18 protein-coding genes are annotated in these 22823 nt (G+C 59.6%); 4 read left to right on the forward strand and 14 right to left on the reverse strand.

The genetic code is table 11. The features are described from left to right. Positions 1–4: 4 nt before the first annotated feature. From rpsL to rplJ, 10 genes are all read right to left on the reverse strand, one after another. On the reverse strand, positions 5–376 hold the full coding sequence (gene rpsL / locus L8V22_RS03275) for a 30S ribosomal protein S12 (protein ID WP_238800416.1): 372 nt from the start codon (positions 374–376) through the stop codon (positions 5–7). Between the two features lie 232 nt (positions 377–608). After that, positions 609–1160 (reverse strand): nucleoside/nucleotide kinase family protein, encoded by a 552-nt coding sequence (locus L8V22_RS03280; RefSeq protein ID WP_238800418.1) that lies wholly within the window; start codon positions 1158–1160, stop codon positions 609–611. Between the two features lie 26 nt (positions 1161–1186). Further along, positions 1187–1957, reverse strand: a complete 771-nt coding sequence (locus L8V22_RS03285; protein ID WP_238800419.1) for an energy-coupling factor transporter transmembrane component T family protein — start codon at positions 1955–1957, stop codon at positions 1187–1189. After that, complete coding sequence (locus L8V22_RS03290; protein WP_238800420.1) at positions 1950–3377, reverse strand: ABC transporter ATP-binding protein; 1428 nt, start codon at positions 3375–3377, stop codon at positions 1950–1952. The genes L8V22_RS03285 and L8V22_RS03290 overlap by 8 nt, the downstream gene beginning before the upstream one ends. A 14-nt stretch (positions 3378–3391) precedes the next feature. Further along, positions 3392–4003 (reverse strand): ECF transporter S component, encoded by a 612-nt coding sequence (locus L8V22_RS03295; RefSeq protein ID WP_238800421.1) that lies wholly within the window; start codon positions 4001–4003, stop codon positions 3392–3394. 291 nt (positions 4004–4294) lie between these two features. After that, positions 4295–8290: a DNA-directed RNA polymerase subunit beta' gene (locus L8V22_RS03300; RefSeq protein ID WP_269966394.1), complete on the reverse strand. Its 3996-nt coding sequence runs from the start codon at positions 8288–8290 to the stop codon at positions 4295–4297. A gap of 107 nt (positions 8291–8397) precedes the next feature. Then, positions 8398–11892 carry a DNA-directed RNA polymerase subunit beta gene (rpoB, locus tag L8V22_RS03305; protein ID WP_238800425.1) on the reverse strand — a complete coding sequence of 1165 codons (3495 nt, stop codon included), beginning with the start codon at positions 11890–11892 and terminating at the stop codon, positions 8398–8400. 384 nt (positions 11893–12276) lie between these two features. Continuing rightward, on the reverse strand, positions 12277–13293 hold the full coding sequence (gene pgfA / locus L8V22_RS03310; RefSeq protein WP_238800426.1) for a cell envelope lipid trafficking protein PgfA: 1017 nt from the start codon (positions 13291–13293) through the stop codon (positions 12277–12279). 176 nt (positions 13294–13469) lie between these two features. Next, positions 13470–13859, reverse strand: coding sequence for a 50S ribosomal protein L7/L12 (gene rplL, locus L8V22_RS03315; protein ID WP_238800428.1), 390 nt, complete (start codon positions 13857–13859; stop codon positions 13470–13472). Between the two features lie 88 nt (positions 13860–13947). Further along, entirely contained in the window at positions 13948–14469 is a 522-nt protein-coding gene (gene rplJ, locus L8V22_RS03320; protein ID WP_238800430.1) for a 50S ribosomal protein L10, read from the reverse strand. A gap of 313 nt (positions 14470–14782) precedes the next feature. Here rplJ and L8V22_RS03325 point away from each other — a divergent pair, with 313 nt between their 5' ends. The 4 genes from L8V22_RS03325 to L8V22_RS03340 are packed head-to-tail and all read left to right on the forward strand — an operon-like array spanning position 14783 to position 19831. Then, the gene (locus tag L8V22_RS03325) at positions 14783–16099 is read left to right on the forward strand and encodes a cryptochrome/photolyase family protein (protein WP_238800432.1); all 1317 of its coding nucleotides are present in this window, start codon (positions 14783–14785) and stop codon (positions 16097–16099) included. 32 nt (positions 16100–16131) lie between these two features. Continuing rightward, positions 16132–17148 carry a pyridoxal-phosphate dependent enzyme gene (locus tag L8V22_RS03330; RefSeq protein WP_238800433.1) on the forward strand — a complete coding sequence of 339 codons (1017 nt, stop codon included), beginning with the start codon at positions 16132–16134 and terminating at the stop codon, positions 17146–17148. Continuing rightward, positions 17145–18446 (forward strand): FAD/NAD(P)-binding protein, encoded by a 1302-nt coding sequence (locus tag L8V22_RS03335; RefSeq protein ID WP_238800437.1) that lies wholly within the window; start codon positions 17145–17147, stop codon positions 18444–18446. Before L8V22_RS03330 ends, L8V22_RS03335 begins: the two co-directional genes overlap by 4 nt. After that, positions 18443–19831, forward strand: coding sequence for a type III PLP-dependent enzyme domain-containing protein (locus L8V22_RS03340; protein ID WP_238800439.1), 1389 nt, complete (start codon positions 18443–18445; stop codon positions 19829–19831). The genes L8V22_RS03335 and L8V22_RS03340 overlap by 4 nt, the downstream gene beginning before the upstream one ends. An 84-nt stretch (positions 19832–19915) precedes the next feature. On the opposite strand, the gene rplA is transcribed toward L8V22_RS03340, so the two are convergent. The 4 genes from rplA to secE all read right to left on the reverse strand — a co-directional run bounded on the left by rplA (position 19916) and on the right by secE (position 22689). Continuing rightward, on the reverse strand, positions 19916–20620 hold the full coding sequence (gene rplA, locus L8V22_RS03345; RefSeq protein WP_005322897.1) for a 50S ribosomal protein L1: 705 nt from the start codon (positions 20618–20620) through the stop codon (positions 19916–19918). A gap of 68 nt (positions 20621–20688) precedes the next feature. Then, complete coding sequence (gene rplK, locus L8V22_RS03350; RefSeq protein ID WP_005327961.1) at positions 20689–21132, reverse strand: 50S ribosomal protein L11; 444 nt, start codon at positions 21130–21132, stop codon at positions 20689–20691. 172 nt (positions 21133–21304) lie between these two features. Further along, the gene (nusG, locus tag L8V22_RS03355; protein WP_238800440.1) at positions 21305–22231 is read right to left on the reverse strand and encodes a transcription termination/antitermination protein NusG; all 927 of its coding nucleotides are present in this window, start codon (positions 22229–22231) and stop codon (positions 21305–21307) included. Positions 22232–22356: 125 nt separating this feature from the next. Further along, complete coding sequence (gene secE, locus L8V22_RS03360; protein WP_238800441.1) at positions 22357–22689, reverse strand: preprotein translocase subunit SecE; 333 nt, start codon at positions 22687–22689, stop codon at positions 22357–22359. Positions 22690–22823 lie beyond the last annotated feature (134 nt).

Consider the following 22823-nt stretch of genomic DNA (forward strand, 5'->3'; position numbering starts at 1 on the left):
TTTATTACTGTCCCTTCTTTGCGCCGTAACGGGAACGTGCCTGCTTACGGTCCTTGACACCCTGGGTATCCAGAGCGCCGCGGATAATCTTGTAACGAACACCAGGAAGGTCCTTCACACGGCCGCCGCGAACGAGGACCATGGAGTGCTCCTGCAGGTTGTGGCCCTCGCCCGGAATGTAGGCGGAAACCTCAATACCGGTGGTCAGGCGAACACGAGCAACCTTACGCAGTGCGGAGTTCGGCTTCTTAGGAGTGGTGGTGTACACGCGGGTGCATACGCCGCGACGCTGCGGGGAACCCTTCAGCGCAGCAGTAGACACCTCAGAACGCTTGCTGTGGCGGCCCTTGCGGACCAGCTGCTGAATAGTTGGCATTTAACAGTCTTTCTGTCGAATCGCACCGAAACCAAAAGAAAGGAACCAAACATGCAAAAATGGGCGCTCTTTCCCGGGGCGCTGCCGCATGTCCAGAACTCTTTCCAAGGGTGGTGCCTTGTTAAGGATCAGACTCTTCACCGCGCGCCAAGATGGCACGCATAGTGAACTGCCGTTTAGAGTAGCAAACCGATCGCGCTTGATACAAAACGCGATCGGCGCCTTCCTCCTGCTAGGACCATTCCCATACTAAATCCGCCTCAGCAGCCTTGGTGGCAAAGTAGTCCTTTTCCTGTGCTTCCCAGGTTTCAAACCACTGCTCGTAGTCGGGCTCGCGAGCGATGGCGCGCTCGCGGCGTTGGTCACGGGGGCCGTCGATAAGCACGCTCACTACCGCTCCCCTCTCCTTTGCTGCTGCGATATTGGCCGGGGTTACCGAGCCCACGCCTTCCACAATGAGATCATCGCGCACGTCCAGGCTAGCCCAGTCTCCAGGGGCGTCTGCCTCCCAATCCCAGCGCCAATAGCCGGGGTTCATGGTGCGCAACACCTGTTCTGCCACCATGTCCGAGCCCTTGTCTAAGCCATGCCATCCGGGGTAGAACTCATCGAGATGTACCACGCGCCAGTTGGTGCGCTCGGCCAGCGCGGCAGAAGTCCAGGTCTTTCCGGCGCCCGAAGGGCCGTCGATAAGCACGGTTACTGGCTTGAAGGCACGCTTTCTGGCTGCCGCCAGCTTGACGACGTCCTCTAAAAGGCGCTCTTGTTGGCTATCAAAGTCCATGGTCGCTTAATCACTGCTTTCGCGGTTTATAGGCCGAAGAATCTCCAGGCCCCGGTGAGTACCGAAACTACCACCGGTACAAAAGCGAGGACAGTACCTAGGGCCATAATCCACCCATCGCGGGCCCGTAGGCGGGACTCGCGCGCCCATGTCCTTGCCCCTCCTCCCGGTGGCGTGCGGCTGAATCCGCGCGCTTCCATAGCCGTGGCCAACTTGCCACCGCGGCGCAGCGCGATGACCAAAAGCCCGAAGGACATGCTAAGCAGATGCTTGAGCTTGCCGACGTCCGTCAACCCCCGCGCCCTGCGCGCCATCCCCAGCGACTGCCAGTCAGACTGGAAGAGCGTCATCATGCGCACACCTGCCACTGCACCAATGACAAAGCGCGATGGCAGCTTCAGGATCTGCGAAAGCGCATCGCCCAATTCGGTCGGATCAACATCGCGTGCAAGCACCACCATGGGCAACGCTACGGCGAAGACGCGCAGGGTAATAGCAATTGCCAGGCTGAGGGAATTTTCGGTGATGTGAATAAGCCACCACTGGAAGTATTCGGTGCCGCTGGGTTCACCGTAAAGAAGCATGGAAATGCCGGAAATCGGGGCAACTAAGAAAAGGAACCATCCGGCCTTAAAGACCCGCGCCCACGATACCCCGCATAACGGGGCGAAAATCAGGGTGAGCACTAACGATACCGCTGCCGAAACCCAGTCAATGGATGCCAAAATGGGAGTGACCCAGATGAACATCATAAACACTCGCGTCAGCGGATTGGCTCCGCGCAAAAGGTTAGGCACTATCCACCTCCACATGATGATCCCCTAAAGCCTGGATAAACAAAGGATCATGGGTGATGGAGGCAACGGTGGTACCCCCATCGGCTAGCTCGCGTAGCAAACGCACCAGCTCCACAAAGGTCTGCGGATCCTGTCCAAAAGTAGGCTCGTCAAGGAGCACCACCTCAGGTGAAGTTACCAACGCAGTAGCTACCGAAAGGCGGCGCTTCTCGCCTCCAGAAAGCGTGAAGGGATTAGCCTCCAAAAGGTGCTCCAGGCGCAGGGAGTCCACCAATTGCGCTATGCGCTCTTCGGGCGGTTTCACTCGCATCACCCGTGGAGCCACGCGCAGCTCTTCCGCTACAGTGCGAGAAACAAACTGGTGCTCCGGGTTTTGGAATACGAAACCAATGCGGTCTGCCAACTCACGAGACTTCCACCGAATCGGTGGTCCCTTGACCCCGCGGCGCACAAAGTCTGCCACGCCGATCTCGCCGGAGATAGCCGGCAGCAAGCCCGCCATGGTCATCATCCAAGTCGATTTTCCTGCGCCATTAGGACCTGTAATCACAGTCGAAGCGCCCGCCAGCAGAGAAATCGTGCGCGGTGGGCCGAAGCGAGTAACCAAATCCTTACTCCAGAGTGCAGCGGCGCCTTCCCCAGCTGCATCATCTCCCAACTCGCGCGCCTGCGGGAGCCCTTCGACACGTCGGCGCTTTGCTACCTGCTCAAAGGGGCCATCGGCCACGATGCGCCCCTGCGCAAGCTCCACGGCACGGTCAAGCAGCCCCTCCCAGGCCGAATGTTGGTGTTCTACCACCACGAGGGTAGCCCCAGTCTCTTCCACCAGTGCAGAAACGGCACGAACCACATCGCGTGCGCCGGCAGGGTCAAGATTGGCAGTAGGCTCATCTAGCAGCACCACACCGGCACCCATAGCGATTACACCCGCTAAAGCAAGGCGTTGTTTTTGCCCACCGGACAGGCGCTCGGTGGGAAAATCCATATCTACAAACGGGCCGACCAGATCCTTAGCCGCGGCTACACGGCGCCAAATTTCTTCCCTCGGATACGCTAGGTTCTCGCAGCCGAAAGCAATATCGTCTCCCACCCGAGCTGAGATAACCTGCGAATCTGGGTCCTGCAACACCAGCCCTACGGGAATGGAATGTCCCGGTTCTTCCACCGCGCCAGTGGAATCTTCCAAGAGGAGCTCTCCGGTGCGGGTTCCCTCTTCATCGGAGCCCAGCACCCCGGCTATAGCAGCTAGGAAGGTGGATTTTCCGGATCCAGAGTCTCCGCAAAGCAATACCCGCTCGCCCGGCTCAATAACCAGATCAATATCAGCTAACGCTGGTTGGGTGCGCCCGGCATGCGTCCAGCCAAAACCGCGGGCGGCAATTTTCGTGGGCCTTCCCGCCAGAGTGGAAAAGTCAGTCACAGTGCCTACACGCCCTAAGCGCGTTGTTCACGGCCTGCGGCGAAGCGGTCCAAAGCGCCTGTCTTCGCTAGCGCCTTCACCACAAAGTAGCCCAAAGCGCCGGCGAGGATAGCACCAGAGATAGTCAGCGTAACCAAATAGATCATTTGGAACTCGAAGGAGCGAGCCAAGTTACCGGAAAGGAATAGCTCGAGAATAAAAGCACCCCAGCCAGCCGCCATGCCGGCTAATACCGAAACTCCAAAGCCAAACTTGCGGTACAGGAAGATCGCCAGGATGATTTCCACGCCTAGCCCTTGTGCAAAGCCGGAATACAGGGTTTCAGGGCCCCACTGGGAACCCAGCACTGCGGACACGGTGGCCGCTAAGACCTCAACGTATACAGCTGCACCTGGCTTGCGGATGATAAGGCCACCCAGCACGCCACCAATGAGCCAAATGCCGGTGGCTATACCGCCCAATCCCGGGGTAATAGCATCCATAGCTTGGAACCAGGCGTAGCCCACTGCGTTCCAACCCAAAAATACAAAGCCGCAGGCTACACCCAGAACGGATGCAACCACGATATCGACTACGCGCCAATTCAAACCGCGCTTCGGGGCAGCGGACGCACGTGTAGTAGACATTATTTTCCTCCCTCTCGCCGGCATTATCCGGATCAGGTTCTACGGTTCACCGCGCATGTGGCGGCATCTCAGCCCGTCGCAACAGCCCTTGGGCAGCGGACAAGCACCCGTGATGTGTGTATTTTTCAACTACTTAGGCAGCGCTCCCTTAAAGGCGCCTTGCCAAAAGCTGCATTCATACTAGCAGAGCAGTTTAGCGGTACACCCTAAACATGGAAACAGCCCCGCCTTCCTGTCATTCAGAAAGGCGGGGCCATCAATATCCCGCGTTAACGCAGATTCAGCTGCACGCTAGAAAGTGAAATCCTCATCCAGCGGGACGGAGGCGCCGGTGAATTCACCGAAGCCGTCATCACCGTAGATGGAATCGCCGTAAGTCGGAATCGAGTATGCAGCATTGCGTGCAGCCTCGGTCGGCTTGACGGAGATATTGCGGTAACGGGAAATACCGGTACCGGCCGGGATGAGCTTACCGATAATCACGTTCTCCTTGAGGCCGATGAGCTTATCGGAGCGCTTGTTAATAGCGGCATCGGTAAGCACGCGAGTGGTCTCCTGGAACGATGCAGCGGACAGCCAGGACTCGGTAGCCAAGGAAGCCTTGGTAATACCCATGATCTCCGAGCGCAGCTGAGCCGGCTCGCCGCCTTCTGCGACCTGGGCAGCATTGAGCTGCTTAGCCTCAGAGAGGTCGATGAGGTTACCCGGCAACAAGTCCGTGGTACCTGCATCGATGACGGTGCCACGACGCAGCATCTGGCGGATGATGATCTCGATGTGCTTATCGTGGATAGACACACCCTGCGTACGGTACACAGCCTGAACCTCATTGATGAGGTGCTGCTCCACGCCACGGCGGCCGAGAACCTCGAGCACGTCGTGCGGATCAGCCGCACCACGCATCAGTCGGTCACCGGTCTCGACGTGGTCGCCGTCCTTGAGGGAACGCTCGATCATCGCATCCGGGTTGGACTCCATCGGGCGACGGACCTGAGCCAGGCCCTGACGCTTGGAGAGCTTCTCATAGACCACGTCATCAGAACCGTCATCCGGAGTGATGGTCAGGGTCCAGAAGTTGCCCTCATCGGACAGGGAAACGGTGCCGTCAACGGAGGCGATAGGAGCGCGGTTCTTCGGGTTACGGGCCTCGAAGAGCTCCTGAACACGCGGCAGACCGCCGGTAATATCGCCACCGACACCACCCTGGTGGAACGTACGCATGGTCAGCTGGGTACCCGGCTCACCAATGGACTGCGCCGCCACGATGCCGACGGCCTCGCCGATATCGACCAGCTGGCCGGAAGCCATGGACTTACCGTAGCACTTGGCACACACGCCAGCCGGGGTCTGGCAGGTCAGCACGGAGCGAACCTTGACATCGGTGACCTTAGCGTCAAGCAGCTTCTGGGTGAGCTCTTCAGTGAGGTCGGAGCCAGCCTCGGCCACGACCTCACCGTTGTCGTCCTTGACATCGGTTGCGAGAACGCGGCCAGATGCAGAGGTCTCCCACAGCTCGGAGAGAACCACCTTGTCGCCGGATACCTCGCCGATGGGGACGCGAACACCCTGGCGGGTGCCACAGTCCTCTTCGCGGACGATGACGTCCTGGGCCACGTCCACCAGACGACGGGTGAGGTAGCCGGAGTCAGCGGTACGCAGCGCGGTATCGGCCAGACCCTTACGAGAACCGTGGGAGTTATTGAAGTACTCCAGCACGGACAGGCCTTCACGGAAGGAGGTCTTAATCGGACGGGTGATGTAATCACCGTGCGAGTTCACAACCATGCCCTTCATACCGGCCAGCGTCCAGATCTGACGCATGTTACCGGCCGCACCAGACTTCACAATCATCGGAATCGGATTGTGGTCCGGGTACATGTTCTCGACGGCCTCACCGACGGTGTCAGTAGCGTCCTTCCACAACTCAACCAGGCGATCGTAGCGCTCGCGCTCGGTCAGAGCACCCTGCTCCCAGTACTTGCGCTCGATGCGCTCTGCTTCCTTCTCATAAGACTCGAGGATCTCGGTCTTATTCGGCAGAACCAGAACGTCAGACATGGTGATGGTCACGCCGGAACGGGTTGCCCAGTAGAAGCCGGCGTCCTTCATGTTGTCCAGCACCTGAGCCACGGTGATCATCGGGTACTTATTGGCCAAGTCATTGACCACGTCACCGATGAGGACCTTATTGCCGGAGCCGCCGCCCTTACGGACCATGATGCCCTCTAGGTACGGGTAGTTCCATGGCAGCAGCTCGTTGAACATGACGCGGCCAATGGTGGTGTAGCCCATCCATGCCTGGCCCTTGGTCCAGCCATCTGGGAACTGCTCCTCCTCGATCTCCTTCGGCGGGCGAAGGTGATCGATGCGAACCTTAATCGGAGCCTGCAGACCAACGGTGCCGCGGTCATAGGCCATGAGAGCCTCGGCATAGGAGGAGAAGACGCCGGTTGCTGGCTTGTCCTCTTCTGCCTCATGGAAGCGGCCATTGCCACCGATCTCGTCCTCGGACTTGTCCATGGTCAGGTAGTACAGGCCGGTAACCATATCCAGACGCGGCATAGCCAGCGGCTTACCGGATGCCGGGGACAGAATGTTATTGGACGCCAGCATTAGGACACGGGCCTCAGCCTGCGCCTCAGCGGATAGCGGCAGGTGGACTGCCATCTGGTCGCCGTCGAAGTCAGCGTTGAACGCCTCACAAGCCAGCGGGTGCAGCTGAATAGCCTTGCCCTCAACCAGCTTCGGCTCGAAGGCCTGAATACCCAGGCGGTGCAGCGTAGGTGCACGGTTGAGCATCACTGGGTGCTCGGAAATGGCCTGCTCCAGAACGTCCCACACCTCTGGGCGCTGGCGCTCGACCATGCGCTTGGCGGACTTAATGTTCTGGGCGTAGTCGTTTTCTACCAAGCGCTTCATGACGAATGGCTTGAATAGCTCGAGTGCCATGAGCTTCGGCAGACCACACTCGTGCAGCTTCAGCTGCGGACCAACGATAATAACGGAACGGCCGGAGTAGTCCACGCGCTTACCCAGCAGGTTCTGGCGGAAGCGGCCCTGCTTGCCCTTGAGCAAGTCAGACAGGGACTTCAGCGGACGGTTGCCCGGACCGGTAACCGGACGGCCGCGGCGGCCGTTATCGAAGAGCGCGTCTACAGACTCCTGCAGCATGCGCTTCTCGTTGTTCACGATGATCTCTGGGGCGCCCAGGTCGATCATGCGCTTCAAACGGTTATTGCGGTTGATTACGCGGCGGTAGAGATCGTTCAGGTCAGAGGTAGCAAAGCGGCCACCGTCCAGCTGCACCATCGGGCGCAACTCTGGAGGGATAACCGGGATGGCATCGAGCACCATGCCGGCCGGATCGTTGCCAGAGCGCAGGAAGGCAGCAACGACCTTCAGGCGCTTGAGGGCGCGCATCTTCTTCTGGCCCTTGCCATTATTGATGATCTCGCGCAGCTCCTCGGCCTCAGCTTCGAGGTCGAAGTTGCGGACCAGGGTCTGGATGGCTTCTGCACCCATTCCGCCGGTGAAGTAATCCTCATAGCGGTCAACCAGCTCTTCGTAGATGGTCTCATCGATGATCATCTGCTTCGGAGCCAGCTTGATGAAGGTATTCCAGATTTCATCCAGGCGGGCGATTTCGCGCTCGCCGCGCTCGCGGATGTGCTGCATTTCCTTATCGGCAGCATTCTTTACCTTCTTGCGGGCATCTGCCTTAGCACCAGCTGCTTCGAGCTCAGCCAGGTCAGACTCCAGCTTGGAGGCGCGCTCGGCGATCTCGGACTCGGTATCGTCCTCAACGTCCTTCTTCTCCAGAAGCATCTCTGCTTCCAGGGTGGACTGATCGTTGTGGCGAGCCTCTTCATCCACGGAGGTGATGATATTGGCGGCGAAGTAAATGATGCGCTCGAGGTCCTTCGGAGCCAGGTCCAGCAGGTAGCCCAGGCGGGAAGGAACGCCCTTGAAGTACCAGATGTGGGTCACCGGAGCGGCCAGCTCAATGTGGCCCATGCGCTCACGACGAACCTTGGACTTGGTCACCTCAACGCCACAGCGCTCACAGATGATGCCCTTGTAGCGGACGCGCTTGTACTTGCCACAAGCGCACTCCCAGTCACGGGTGGGGCCGAAGATGCGCTCGCAGAAGAGGCCGTCCTTCTCCGGCTTCAGGGTGCGGTAGTTAATGGTCTCAGGCTTTTTGACCTCGCCCTTGGACCAGCGACGAATATCGTCTGCGGTGGCCAGACCGATGCGGAGCTCGTCGAAGAGATTTACGTCAAACACGTAATGTCTCCCTTTCATCCTCGTTGTCGAGGAATTGATGGCTTTGTATGAATGGAACGTTTATGCCCTACCGCGGGGACTTACCCCGCGGTGGACCAAGAAACTAATTAGGCGATGTCAGCGGAAGAACCCTCATCGCGGGACAGGTTAATGCCAAGCGATGGGCTATCCATGTCATCGTCATCAGAGCCAGACAGCTCCATCGGCGTGCCGTCGGTGGAAAGAACTTCCACGTTCAGGCACAGGGACTGCAGCTCCTTGAGCAACACCTTGAAGGACTCAGGGATGCCCGGATCTGGAATATTGTCGCCCTTAACAATGGCTTCGTAGACCTTCACGCGGCCAACGACGTCATCGGACTTGATGGTCAGCAGCTCCTGCAGCGTGTAGGCAGCGCCGTATGCCTGCATTGCCCACACCTCCATCTCGCCGAAGCGCTGGCCACCGAACTGGGCCTTACCGCCCAGCGGCTGCTGGGTAATCATGGAGTAAGGACCGGTGGAACGGGCGTGAATCTTCTCATCGACCAAGTGGTGCAGCTTGAGCATGTACATGTAGCCGACCGAAATCGGGTACTTGTACGGTTCGCCCGAGCGGCCATCGAAAAGCGTGGCCTTGCCATGCTCATCCACCAGCACATCGCCGTCCCGGTTAGGACGGGAGGAAGCCAGCAGGCGCTCGATCTCGTGGTTGGTAGCACCGTCGAAGACCGGGGTCGCGGTCAAGGAATCCGCAGGAACGTCATAGAGCTCCTCCGGCAGGGTCTTGAGCAGATCGGCGTTCTTCGGATCCTCGGTGTCGACCTTCCAACCGGCGTGTGCCAACCAGCCCAAGTGGACCTCGAGGACCTGGCCAATGTTCATACGACGCGGCACACCGTGGGTGTTCAGCAGGATATCTACCGGGGTGCCGTCTTCCATGAACGGCATATCCTCTGGCGGCAGAATCTTGCCCACAACGCCCTTGTTGCCGTGGCGGCCGGCCATCTTATCGCCGTCCTGGATCTTGCGCTTCTGGGCCACGTAGACGCGAATCATCTCGTTGACGCCAGGGGCCAGATCGTCATCATCATCGCGGGAGAAACGGGCAACGCCGATGACCTTGCCTACCTCACCGTGCGGCACCTTCATGGAGGTATCACGGACCTCGCGGGCTTTCTCACCGAAGATGGCGCGCAGCAGGCGCTCCTCCGGGGTCAGCTCGGTCTCACCCTTCGGGGTGACCTTACCCACCAGGATGTCACCAGCGCGGACGTCGGCACCGATGCGGATGATGCCGCGCTCGTCCAGATCGCTCAATACGTCCTCAGAGACGTTCGGGATCTCGCGGGTAATTTCCTCAGCGCCCAGCTTGGTATCGCGAGCATCAATCTCGTGCTCTTCGATGTGGACGGAGGTCAAGATGTCCTCTTCTACGATGCGCTGGTTGAGGATGATGGCGTCCTCGTAGTTGTGGCCTTCCCATGGCATGAAGGCAACCAGCAGGTTGCGGCCAAGGGACATCTCACCATTGTGGGTACCAGGGCCATCGGCCAGAACCTGGCCGGCCTCTACGCGCTCACCCATGGATACCAGCGGGGTCTGGTTGTAGTTGGTGCCCTGGTTGGTGCGCTCGAACTTGCGCAGCACATAGGTATCGCGCTGGCCCTCATCATCCATGATGGTGATGACATCAGCGGTAACGTTCTCAACCACACCGGCCTTCGGGGTGATAACAACGTCGCCAGCGTCATAAGCAGCACGCTGCTCCATACCGGTACCTACCAACGGAGCCTCGGAGCGAACCAGCGGCACTGCCTGCTTCTGCATGTTCGCACCCATCAGGGCACGGTTAGCATCGTCGTGCTCCAAGAACGGAATCATGGCGGTACCCACGGAAACCATCTGGCGCGGGGAGACGTCAACGTAGTCCACACCGGAGGCATCGGTAAGTCCAATATCGCCATCCTTCAGGCGGACCTCAATACGCTCGCCGGTGAGGTTGCCCTCTGCGTCCTGCTCGACCTCAGCCTGAGCAATAGCGAAGCGGTCCTCTTCATCAGCGGTGAGGTACTCCACCTGGTCGGTGATCTTGCCGTCCACAACCTTGCGGTACGGGGTCTCGATGAAGCCGAAGGCGTTCACACGGGCATAGGATGCCAGCGCACCAATCAGGCCAATGTTCGGGCCCTCGGGAGTCTCAATCGGGCACATACGGCCGTAGTGAGAAGCGTGAACGTCTCGCACCTCAATGCCGGCGCGCTCACGGGACAGACCGCCCGGGCCCAGCGCGGACAGGCGACGCTTGTGGGTCAGGCCGGACAGCGAGTTGTTGTGGTCCATGAACTGGGACAGCTGCGAGGTACCAAAGAACTCGCGGATAGCAGCAGAAACCGGGCGCACGTTAATCAGGGAGGTCGGAGTGATAGACTCCGCGTCCTGGGTGGTCATACGCTCGCGCACAACGCGCTCCATGCGGGACAGGCCCACGCGGACCTGGTTCTGAATGAGCTCGCCTACGGTGCGCAAGCGGCGGTTACCAAAGTGGTCGATGTCATCCGTGTGCAGGGAGATCATCTCACCGTTCGGTGCCTTCATCTCGCGCTCGCCTACGTGCAGGCGGACCAGGTACTCGAGGGTGACGGCAATGTCTTCCTCGGTCAGGGTCATCAGACCATCGTGGTCGCCGCCGAGCCCCAGCTTGCGGTTGACCTTGTAGCGGCCGACCTTAGCCAGGTCGTAACGCTTTGCACGGAAAAAGGAGTTATCCAGCAAGGACTGAGCTAGCTCGCGGGTGGGCTGCTCGCCTGGGCGCTGCTTGCGGTAAATCTCCAGCAGTGCCTCATCGGTGTTCGCTACACCGTCAGACTCCAGGGTGGACATCATGAGCTCGGAGAAGCCGAAGCGATCCCTGATCTGCTCCTCGCTCCAGCCCAGTGCCTTAAGCAGCACGGTTACCGGCTGGCGGCGCTTGCGGTCAATGCGCACGCCGACGGTGTCGCGCTTGTCGACGTCGAACTCCAACCATGCACCGCGGGAAGGAATAACCTTCACGGAGTGCAGCGGGCGCTCGGTGGACTTATCGATCGAGCGATCGAAGTAGACGCCCGGGGAGCGCACTAGCTGAGACACGACGACGCGCTCGGTACCGTTCACGATGAACGTGCCCATATCCGTCATGATCGGGAAATCGCCGATGAAGACGGTCTGCGACTTAATCTCTTGGGTGTCGTTATTAATAAACTCTGCGGTCACGTACAGCGGCGCGGAGTAGTTGATGTCCTTTTCCTTGCACTCATCCACGGTGTTCTTCACCGGTTCAAAGCGCGGCTCCGACAAGGACAGGGACATATTGCCCGAGTAGTCCTCAATCGGCGAGAGCTCTTCGAGGATGTCCTCGAGGCCGCTCGTCACGCGGGAATCATCGCCGCGCTCAGCCTGCTCGCGCTCGCGCCACTCCGGCGCGCCAACGAGCCAAGCAAAGGAATCAAGTTGTACGTCAAGGAGACCCGGCAGAGCGATGGGCTCGCTAATTTTTGCAAACGAGTATCGCTTCGGGGCTCCGGGGATATTGGCCACTGACTTGGTCTGGCGGGAGACTGCCAAGATGGGTCCTTCCAGCACCTCACGCGGATTGCCAGCTCGCCCTGGCCGACGAGCCGCAAAACCGCTGGTAATTCTAGCATTCGGTCTGCTGTGGAGTGTCTGGGTTCAGAATGCACAAAATCACCTTGTCAAGTCGGTTTTGCCATCACCGGCCTGAAAGGCTAAATGTGCACCGAAGATCCAGATTCCAGCGCAACGAAACAGCTTATAGGAAAGTACCTGTCTTGTAAAGACACACCACTCTTGGGGCGTGTCGCTACCGCACTAGGGGGCAAGCTCGTGCTCGCCGCGGCGCTAATGCGTCCATGCCGCGACTCTATGCGCGACAACCAGTGAGCACCCTACCACTAAAATCTCGCCAGACCGCAAACCTAGTGACAATGCAGCTTTTTAACTGGGCTTTTAGCGGCCGGATGGCACCGCGGTGCCACCGATGCGCCCACGGTTATGGCGTGTGCGCGCATGCTTATTTTTGCCGCCGAATAGGCCCAGTGCGCCAATGATTCCGAGCAAGACCAAGACCGCGCCGAGGCCGATGGCAACCCACCGAATAATCTCTGCTACGTGGTCGCGCGGAAAATCCTTCGCCTCCTCCAGCAGCGCCGATTGGTCCTCCTCGGAAGTTGAGCCATTAAAGACGAAGGCGCGCTCGCGGCCGACTCCCTCACGGTCCGCGTAGTAGTCATCAATATCCACATCCATGCCCACTACAAGGCCGGTTTGTTGGTCCACGTAGAAGTCGCGGCTGCCGGAGTGGGTCAGGTAGCCCTGTTCCTCTCCGCCGTCCTCTTTCGGCAGGCTGGTGGTATTGCCATCGGCCGCGTAGAGCTGCGCGACATTCGTCGGCTCAATCTCTTGGTGATAACGGTAGACCGTGCGACCGTCCATCGTCGTCTCTTCTTCAAAGACCGCATCGACGGCCTTGCGCAGCGTCGGGTCGAAGACCGGGTAGTTGGTCTTTTCGGCATCCGCGGGGAACTTGAGCCAGTAGCCGTCTATGGTCACCGTGTCCGATGGAGTCGCGAGCGTATGGCTCAACGAGGCCTCCCCCGCTGCCTCACCGCTCAAACGGTCCACGGTATAGGTCCACACTTGGGCCTGGCTCAAGTCGTTTAAGCCTTCGCCCTCGCCGCGCATACGCGTCTCACCGATGCGCACCGTAGCCTTCTCTTCATCCGAGGGCTCCTGGATATCCATGTTGATTTGGTAAGTCATGGGGCCTGAATACGGCGCGGAACCATCCTTGGACAATTGCTGGGAATCCGCGGAATCATCATGCAATGTCCAGGTGCTGTTTTTCAGGTTCAGCGGCAGCCGCGGGGAGAAATCCAAAAATGCCGGCGCCACAACACCGGCGGCAATCAGTGCGACACCGAGGCCTAGGAGCAGGACGGAAAAAATGCGGGACTTAGGCAGCATGGGGGCTAATTCTACAGCCCTTAGCGGAAATTCCTGGTTTCTACAGGCCACCCCGCCACGCCGGATTGCTTTCTAGGCTCTCTACTGATTCTCCGACGCATAAAACGAGGAAACCCCCAGCTCCCACCGCACGCAGCGGTAAGAGTGGGGATTTGAAAGCGTAAAGCTCAGTGAAATTACTTGAGCTCGACGGAAGCACCAGCCTCTTCCAGCTTAGCCTTAGCAGCATCAGCGTCGTCCTTGGAAGCGCCCTCGAGGATAGCCTTAGGAGCACCCTCGACCATTTCCTTAGCTTCCTTCAGGCCCAGGCCGGAGACGATCTCGCGAACAGCCTTAATAACGCCAATCTTCTTAGCGCCAGCGTCGGTCAGAACGACGTCGAACTCGGTCTTCTCCTCAGCAGCAGCAGCGCCGCCCTCAGCCGGAGCGCCAGCTGCAACAGCAGCAACCGGAGCAGCAGCCTCAACGTCGAATACCTCTTCAAATTCCTTAACGAACTCGGACAGTTCGATGAGGGTCATTTCCTTGAAAGCTTCAATGAGCTCGTCCTTGGTGAGCTTAGCCATGATGGCAAGTCCTTTCTGTGTTGTGTGTGCGCTGCGCGTGATTTAGGCCGCGCACACGGTGTTGTAATTGTGCGTCTTTTGTGACGACTTAAGCTTCTGCTTCCTTCTTGTCCTGCAGAGCTGCGACGGTGCGTACAGCCTTGGTTGCAGGAGCGTTGAAGAGAGCGGCTGCCTTCGCCATAGAACCCTTCATAGCGCCAACCAGCTTTGCGAGGGTGGTCTCGCGGTTGTCCAGCTTGGCGATGGCCTCAACCTGGTCGGCAGACAGTGCGTTGCCGTCCATGTAGCCACCCTTGATGATGAGTGCCTTGTTGTCATCAGCGAACTTGGTGATGACCTTCGCAGCATCCACTGCCTCGCCCTTGATGAACGCAATTGCGGTCGGGCCAGTCAGCAAATCATCAAGACCCTCGATGCCAGCTTCCTTGGCAGCGATCTTGAAAAGGGTGTTCTTGGCGACGGAGTATTCAACGTCAAATCCCAGATCGTTACGCAGTTCCTGCAGCTGGGATACGGTCAGGCCGCGGTACTCGGTCAATACAACAGAGTTAGCGCCAGCCAGCTTCTCCTTCAGCTCTGCCAGGTCTGCAGTGTTCTTTGGGTTTGCCATTGTCTCTCGCCTCCTTCCAAAACATCTCTTTTATTATTCCGCCGGGACCTTCCTTGTTTCGGTCTCCCGAAACAACAAAAGCCCCGTGCAAGAGCACAGGGCGCGCGACATAAGAGAATGCCGCGATTAATCGCAAAGTGTCTCCTGCGTGGGCCGCCTCCTAGGATGGAGAACCTTCGATCCAAATGGATGACCAACGGTCTTCGGTGAACTTTGACTCGGCCTGAAGCGACCGTTCAAACTTCGTGGAAAACACTACCTTCCCGACTGTGTTTTCTCCAAATCCATGTTTTCGCCGCGTAGGATGGCCGCCATGACCTGCCTGATGTGGTTTCGCGATGACCTGCGCCTACACGATAACCAGGCCCTTTCCTGTGCGGCCCAGGCAGCGGCGCTAGACGATGCCCCTTTGGTCGCCGTCTTCCTTGATGAACCTGCCTACCCAGGCACCCGGCCGTTGGGCGGTGCGACCATGTGGTGGCGTGAACGCTCGCTTTATGCCCTCGCGCACGACCTTGCCGAGCACAGCGTAGAACTCATTCGCGCCGCCGGTGACGCCCGCGAAACGATTCCCTGCCTGGCCCTCGAGCTCGGTGCCACTACCGTCACGTGGACGCGCCGCTACCACGGCCCGCTGCGCGAGGTTTATGCCGCGGTCAAGGAAACCCTTACCGCCCGAGGCATTACCGCCACTTCTTCGCCCGGCTTCACCCTGGTCGAACCCTGGGAGGTAAACAATGACCAGGGCCAGCCCTATAAGGTCTTTACTCCCTTCTCCAAGGCAGCAGCCTCCCAAGTTGCGGGCGATGAACCAGAGGAAGTGCCGGAGGGAGTTCCGGAGATGGGGGCGTCGGCAAGCATTGCCTGCTCCTGGCCCAAGCCCACCGAGCCGGCGTGGGCCGCGTCGCTGGCCGCGCACTGGACGCCCGGCGAAGCCGGGGCGCGGGAACGAATGGCCCAGCTGGACCTAGCCAACTACGCCGAGGAGCGCGATATCCCCGCGCTTAATGCCACCTCCCTACTCTCGCCGCACCTGCGCTTCGGCGAGGTCTCGCCGCGGGAGGTGTGGTTCGCCGCGGCCGAGGAGCCGGAGGCCGCCAAGTTCCACTCCGAGCTACTATGGCGCGACTTTGCCTGGCACCGCCTCTACCACCTGCCCAACCTCGCTACCCAAAACGTGCGGGAGAAATTCAACCGCTTTGCTTGGTCCTGGGATGACCCACGGCTTAAGGATTGGCAGGCCGGCACTACGGGCATTCCGCTTGTCGACGCCGGAATGCGCGAGCTATGGGCCACCGGCTATATGCACAACCGCGTGCGCATGGTGGTGGGTTCCTTCCTCACCAAAAACCTGGGCATTCACTGGCGCCTAGGCGAGGAATGGTTCTGGGACACGCTGGTGGATGCCGATGCTGCTTCCAATCCGTTCAACTGGCAGTGGGTGGCTGGCTGCGGCGACGACGCCGCCCCCTTCTTTCGCATCTTCAACCCAGAAACCCAGGCCAAGCGCTTCGACCCTGAGGATGAATATGTGCGCCGTTGGGCACCCGCACTATCTGCCCCACCCATCGTGGACTTGCAGCAGTCGCGCCAAGCAGCCCTCGACGCCTATGCGGAAATCAAGGACTAAGCGGGCGGAAAAGGTGGAAGCAAAGGTCTACCATGGGGCCAATGAGGAGCCCTAGGATTCACTCTCAAGCGCACCCGCCCATTGGCAATACCCCACTCATGCGGGTGGAGGCGATCAATCCCCGGCCGGATGTCCACCTCTACCTCAAACTCGAGCAGTTCAACCTCGGCGGTTCTGCAAAGGACCGTACCGCCCGAGCGCTCATCCAGGCGGCCCTTGCCGCCGGCTATATTCGCCCAGGGTCGACGTTGGTGGAATCTTCCTCCGGCAACCTGGGCATGGCTCTAGCTCGCCAGGCCCCACTGCAGGGGATGAAGTTCCACTGCGTGGTGGACCCACGCGTCAACGCCTCCACGGTGGCCACCATGCGCGCCTATGGCGCACACGTGGAATTGCTCGACCACCCAGATCCCGAAACCGGCGATTGGCTCACCGCCCGTCGCACCCGCGTGGCCGAGCTTTTGGAAGAGATCCCCGATTCTTTCAACCTCAACCAGTATTCCAATGAAGCCGCCTTCCATGCCCACGCGGAGGGCACTATGTCTGAGATCCTGGATCAACTCGGGCAGGCACCCAGCCATGTGCTCGTGGCTATGAGTACCACCGGAACCCTTGGTGGTTGTGTACGCAAGCTTTCCGAGCTGGGGGCTGACACCCAAACAATCGGCGTTGATGCAGAAGGCTCCGTGCTTTTTGGCGGTGAGCGTGGCACCCGCATGCTGCCCGGCTATGGCGCAGGAATCGTGACCGATCTATCCACCAAATTTTCGCCCTCTTCCGTCGAGCGGGTCCCCGATCTCGATGCCATCGTTGCCGCCCGCAAGCTCGCCCGAGCCGAGGGTTTGCTGCCGGGTGCTTCCGGCGGTGCTGTCATCGCGGCCTTCCAACGCCTCGCACCCTCCCTGCCGGCAGGGGCGGAGGTGGTTGCCGTGCTACACGACGCCGGCCAGCCTTACCTCGACACTATCTATAACGATTCCTGGGTATGCGAAAACTTCGGCATTTCCCCCGCTGAACTTGCCGCGCGCGGCGAGGAGATGGCGCAGTGACTTCTTCTAGGCTCGCCCGACGCATTGCCATCATCGGCGGTGGCCCGCGCGGCCTCTGGGCCGTAGAGGAACTTATCGAGCGCGCTCGCATCCCCATCGATGTCACGGTTTTCGATCCTTATCCGGCCGGTGCAGGCGCTGTCTACCGCCCGCAGCAGCCGCCGCTCTGGCGCCTCAACGTCAATTGTTCCGTCGTCACCACCGCCCACGATGATTTCAACGCATGGCGCTCCCGCCGCGGTGGGGACACGACCGATGCCTTCCCACCGCGCGCCGAAGTGGGCCAATTCCTCGCCGATACTTGGTCCGCCGCGTTGCATCGCGCGCCGACGCACGTTCGCATCCGCCATCTGCCGCACCGGGTGAGCGAAGTGAGCAGCGATGGAGAAGGCTTCGTGGTCGACGGCTCTCCCTTCGACGACGTTTTGGTTTGCACGGGCCACGGCCATATGCATGCTGGTTCGTTGGTGCAGGAATCTTCGCGTGTGCCAGTCACTGGTCTCTATTTCGGCGCCGATCTACCTAGCGCGCCACGGCGAATCGGCGTACGCGGTGCTGCCTTAAGCTTTATCGATGTGTGCCTGCTTTATGGCGATACCGCCGAGGTCATTTATCCGGTTAGCCGCAGCGGGCGTTTTATGGAGGTAAAGCCCTCTCCGGAGACACCGCTGCCGGAGGTGTCGACGCGGTGGCGGCAGGCCTGCGCGCAAATCACTAACGCTGGAGACTTGCGCGAGATCCTCATTGGGGCCGCAGCCGAGTTCGGTGACTTCTCTAGGGCCGAACTAGCAGCCGTTATTGATGGCCAGGATTTCACTGGCGATACGGTCGCTGAGCTCGAGGCTTCCCTACGAGCGGCCGAAGGCACTGGTCCCCTGACGCCGGCCACCGCCGTGGGCGCGGCGTTTCGTGGGGTTTTCCAAGACTGCGTCGATTGGCACAAGGCACACGGCCCAATGCCCGGGTTCCGCGAGCTCTCACGCACCCTCGAGCGCGTGTCCTTTGGTCCGCCGCCGGTCACTGCCAGGCGCCTGCTCGAGCTAATCCACTCCGGGGTGGTGGATACCCAATATCTAAGAACGCCGGAACAAATAGATTCCTGGCGGGAGAACGGCGGCGTAGACCTACTTATTGACGCCACCGTTGCTCCCCAAGCCACCCCCTCCCCCTTCCATGACGTTCCTGGTGTGGTGGAAATTGGCCGCATGAATGAGCTCTTCCTGCCCGGGCATGACTCTCTTAACCGTTTAGTACACGATGACATCCCCCGCTGGGCGGAGAAAGTAGGAAACCCATGACCACCCCTCCCGTTTCCCCACTGCCAGTCCATGGCACCGTCCCGCTGCGTGCCCGATGGGAGCAGTGGATGCAAGAGCTCGTGGAGAACCCACAAGAAGTTAGCGCACTCACCTCGCGCTATGGCTCTCCAGTAAACGTGCTGAATCCAGCGCCGCTACGCCACAATGCCCAAGAGCTACTAAATGCCGGTGCTTCCCATAACGTGAAAACCCGAGTATTTTTCGCCCGCAAAGCCAATAAGGCGCTGTGCTTTGTCGACGCCGCTCGCGAGAGCGGACTCGGCGTGGATGTGGCCAGTGATAACGAGCTACGCCAAGTGCTCGAGCGCGATGTAGCCCCAGAGCGCATCATCCTCAGCGCGGCTATCAAAACCGATGGTTTGCTCCGCCTCGCGGTTTCGCGTGGCGTTACTATCTCGTGCGATTCTCGCGCAGAATGCGGCCGCATCGCCGCAATCGCGCGAGCTTTAGAAACCACCGCCCGCGTGGCGCCGCGCCTCGCTCCAGATCCAGAGGCTTTACCACCCACCCGTTTCGGGGAAAGGCTGCCTATATGGCAGGAAACGGAGTGGCCCGCGGATCTTCGTGTTGTGGGTGTCCACGTTCACCTGCATGGCTATAGCGAGGCCGACCGCCGAACCGCCCTGGCTGAAGCCATTGCCCTAGTCGAGCACTTACGCGCAATGCACCAACCCGCTAGTTTCATTGATATCGGCGGCGGCGTGCCCATGAGTTATCTAGAATCCCGCGAGCAATGGGAAAACTACACAGCGCGCATCTCCGCCCAGCGCGCTGGTACCGGCGCCCCCTTTACCTGGAAATCGGATCCGCTCTCCAATACTTACCCCTTCTGGCAGGAGCCGACGCGCGGTCAGTGGCTGAACCGGCTTCTCTCCGGTGAGGTCCCCGGCTACGGTAATGCCGGTGCTGCCCTGCGCGAGCGAGACATCGCCCTCCATCTAGAACCGGGCCGCAGCCTCCTCGACGGCTGTGGTGTCATCCTCGCCGAGGTGAATTTTCTCAAAGAACGCTCTGATGGCCTGCCTCTTATCGGCGTTGCGATGAATCGCACTCAGTGCCGCACCGCCGCGGATGACATACTTTTGGACCCTCTCCTAGTGCCTACGGCCGGCTCAGCAAAGGAAATCTCCCGCGAGCCGTGTACCGGCTTTGTAGTCGGCGCCTATTGCATTGAAGACGAGGTTATTCTGCGCCGTGAGCTGGACTTCCCGGCGGGCATTGCCGTAGGAGATACCCTCGCCATTCCCAATACTGCCGGATATTTTATGCATATCCTAGAGTCTGCTTCCCACCAGATCCCCTTGGCTCGAAACGTCTACTACGACGGCGGCGAATGGGTGCCAGACGATATTGATGCCACATAACTACTAGTGGCTCGAGACATAGAAAAAGGGCTCCGAGGAATTCCTCGAAGCCCTTTAACCTTAAACGCAGTACGTGATAACTGCTTAAGCGGTGTAATCCTTGACCACGGAACCGTCAACTGGGATGCCCGGGCCGGAGGTGGTGGAGATGGTGGCGCGCTTGATGTAGATGCCCTTTGCGGAGGAAGGCTTCAGGCGCTGGATCTCATCCATGAGGGCGCCGTAGTTCTCAGCCAGCTTCTCTGCATCGAAGGAAGCCTTGCCGATGATGGCGTGCAGGTTAGCAGCCTTATCAACGCGGAAGGAGATCTTGCCGCCCTTTACCTCAGAGATTGCCTTAGCAACGTCTGCAGTAACGGTGCCGGTCTTCGGGTTCGGCATCAGACCACGTGGACCCAAGACGCGGGCAACGCGGCCAACCTTGGCCATCTGATCCGGGGTAGCGATAGCAACGTCAAAGTCGATGTTGCCCTCGTTGATCTGCTCGATCAGTTCAGCGGTGCCAACGATGTCAGCGCCAGCTTCCTGGGCGGCGGTAGCCTTCTCGCCTTCTGCGAAGACAGCAACGCGAACGTCCTTACCAGTGCCGTTAGGCAGGGAAACGGTGCCGCGAACCAGCTGGTCAGCCTTGCGCGGGTCAACGCCCAAGCGGAAGACAACGTCAACGGTGGCGTCGAAGTTCTTGGAGGAGGTCTCCTTGGCCAGCTTGGTGGCTTCGATCGGACGGTACAGGCGGGACTTATCTACCAGTTCCGCAGCGGCCTTATAAGCCTTAGACTTGGTGCTCATTTAACAATTCCTTTTCTGGATTGGTGTGGTGTTTGGCGGGCCGTAGCTGGCCCTACCACATAAAGTTTTTACTTCTCCGGTGCGCCATCAACGGTGATGCCCATGGAGCGGGCGGTACCGGCGATGATGCGGGCACCGTTCTCGATATCACGTGCGTTCAGGTCCGCAAACTTGGTCTCTGCGATTTCCTTGCACTGATCCCAAGACACAGAGCCGACCTTGTCGGTGTGTGGGACGCCGGAGCCCTTCTTGATGCCAGCGGCCTTGAGCAGCAGCTTAGCTGCCGGCGGGGTCTTCAGCTTGAAGTCGAAGGAACGGTCCTCGTAGACGGTGATCTCAACCGGAACCACGTTGCCACGCTGGTTCTCGGTAGCGGCGTTATAAGCCTTGCAGAACTCCATGATGTTGACGCCGTGGGCACCCAGTGCCGGGCCAACTGGCGGTGCCGGGTTAGCGGCGCCTGCCTCGATCTGCAGCTTGATGAAGCCGGATACCTTCTTCTTAGGAGCCATCGAATTACCTCTTTCCTGTGTTACCGGGATAGCCGCCACGATGAATAACGGGATCCCGTCCGGATGCTCACCTTCAGTGGGCCACCGGAGGATGAAACGTTTTCTTGTACATACGCCAAAGGCGCACGGCGTTCCAGTTTAGAACACCGTGCGCCCTGCACAAAATCACTTTTTAGGAGACGCGCTCGATCTCGGTCGGCGATAGCTCCACTGGGGTCTCGCGGCCAAAGATGGACACCAGGCCCTGCATCTTGCCGGTCTCCGGGTCGATCTCGGAGATGGTGGCGGATACGGCAGCCAGCGGACCGGACAGGATGGTCACTGCCTCGCCCACCTCGAAGTCGTGCGCGTACTTCTTGGCCACTTCCTTCTCCGGCATATCCACGACCTGCTCGCCTTCTGCCTGGTTTGGTGCGGCATCGCCCTTGGTAGACGGTGCCTCGTTTGGCATCAGGAACTTAGCCACATCGCGGGTTTTCACTGGGGTGGCATTGCCTTCGTTGCCCACGAAGGAGGTCACGCCGGGGGTTTCGCGGATGACGGACCATGCGGCGTCGTTAAGCTCAGCGCGAACCAGGACGTAGCCCGGCAGAAGCTTGCGCTTCACAATCTTCTTCTTGCCGTCTTTGTTCTCGAGCACCTGCTCGATGGGAACAACGACCTCGAAGATGGAATCTTCCACCTCGAGGGTCTGGGCGCGCATATCCAGGTTGGTCTTCACTTTGTTTTCATAGCCGGAGTAGCACTGGATGATGTACCACTGGCCTGGCTGCTTCTTCAGCTCGCGGGTGAAGGCGCGCAGGCGCTTACGGTAGGCGGCATCCTCGGACTCTTCCTCGCCGGATTCTGCGGCTGCGCCCTCAGCGTCGGCTGCAGCTGCTGGTTCTGCCGGTGCTTCTGCCTCGGCCGCCTCCGCAGACTCGTCCTCAGCCGCGGAGGAACCTGCCGCTTGTTCAGCTGCCGCAGCGGCGGCGGAGGTGTCCTCCTGCTGGGCCTCTTCTACGGAGCTAGCATGCTCTGCGGCCTGCTCCTGCACGTTGGACTGCATGGCCTCCTCTAGGGAGGTGCCTACGGTTTCGACGTTATTCTCGTCGCTCATGATTCTTACTCCAAAATTCCTCGGCGCGTTGTGTAGGACCAGCCTACCCGCCCGCGTATGGGCAAAAAGTATCCCGCCGTTCCTTCAGCGGAAACAGCGGGATAAAAGATTATGTGGCTATCTTACTAATCAGAGAGGACCTGCTCAACTCCGAGACCGGTCAGCGTATCAACGCCCCACACCAGAGCGGTCAGCACGATGAGGAACGCAAAGGTGATGAGGGTGTACTGCAGCATTTCCTTAGCGGTAGGCCACACCACCTTCTTCAATTCAGATGCCACCTCGCCCGGGAAGGCAGCTACCCCGCCGCCTGGGGTGGAATCGTGGTTCTTATCCTCTACGCGGACGACGTGCTTATCGGCGTAGTCCGCGGAGGACGTGGTAGCCGCACCAGAGAGCTGACGCTTACCGGTCGGGCGCGGTGCACCCGAATTCTTCGGCTGCTGCTCATCGCTCACAGCTAACCCTCCTTGAGAACTAAATCTAATAGGGCGCTTAACGCGCACCTCCATAACTTTGTCAACCCTAGCAAAGCATGCGCGGCATGAAAAGCTGACCACGGCATTTGTAGGGCGTGGCCTTGGATACATGT

Origin of the sequence: Corynebacterium yonathiae, from assembly GCF_027570195.1 — a bacterium.
Lineage (GTDB): Bacteria > Actinomycetota > Actinomycetes > Mycobacteriales > Mycobacteriaceae > Corynebacterium > Corynebacterium yonathiae.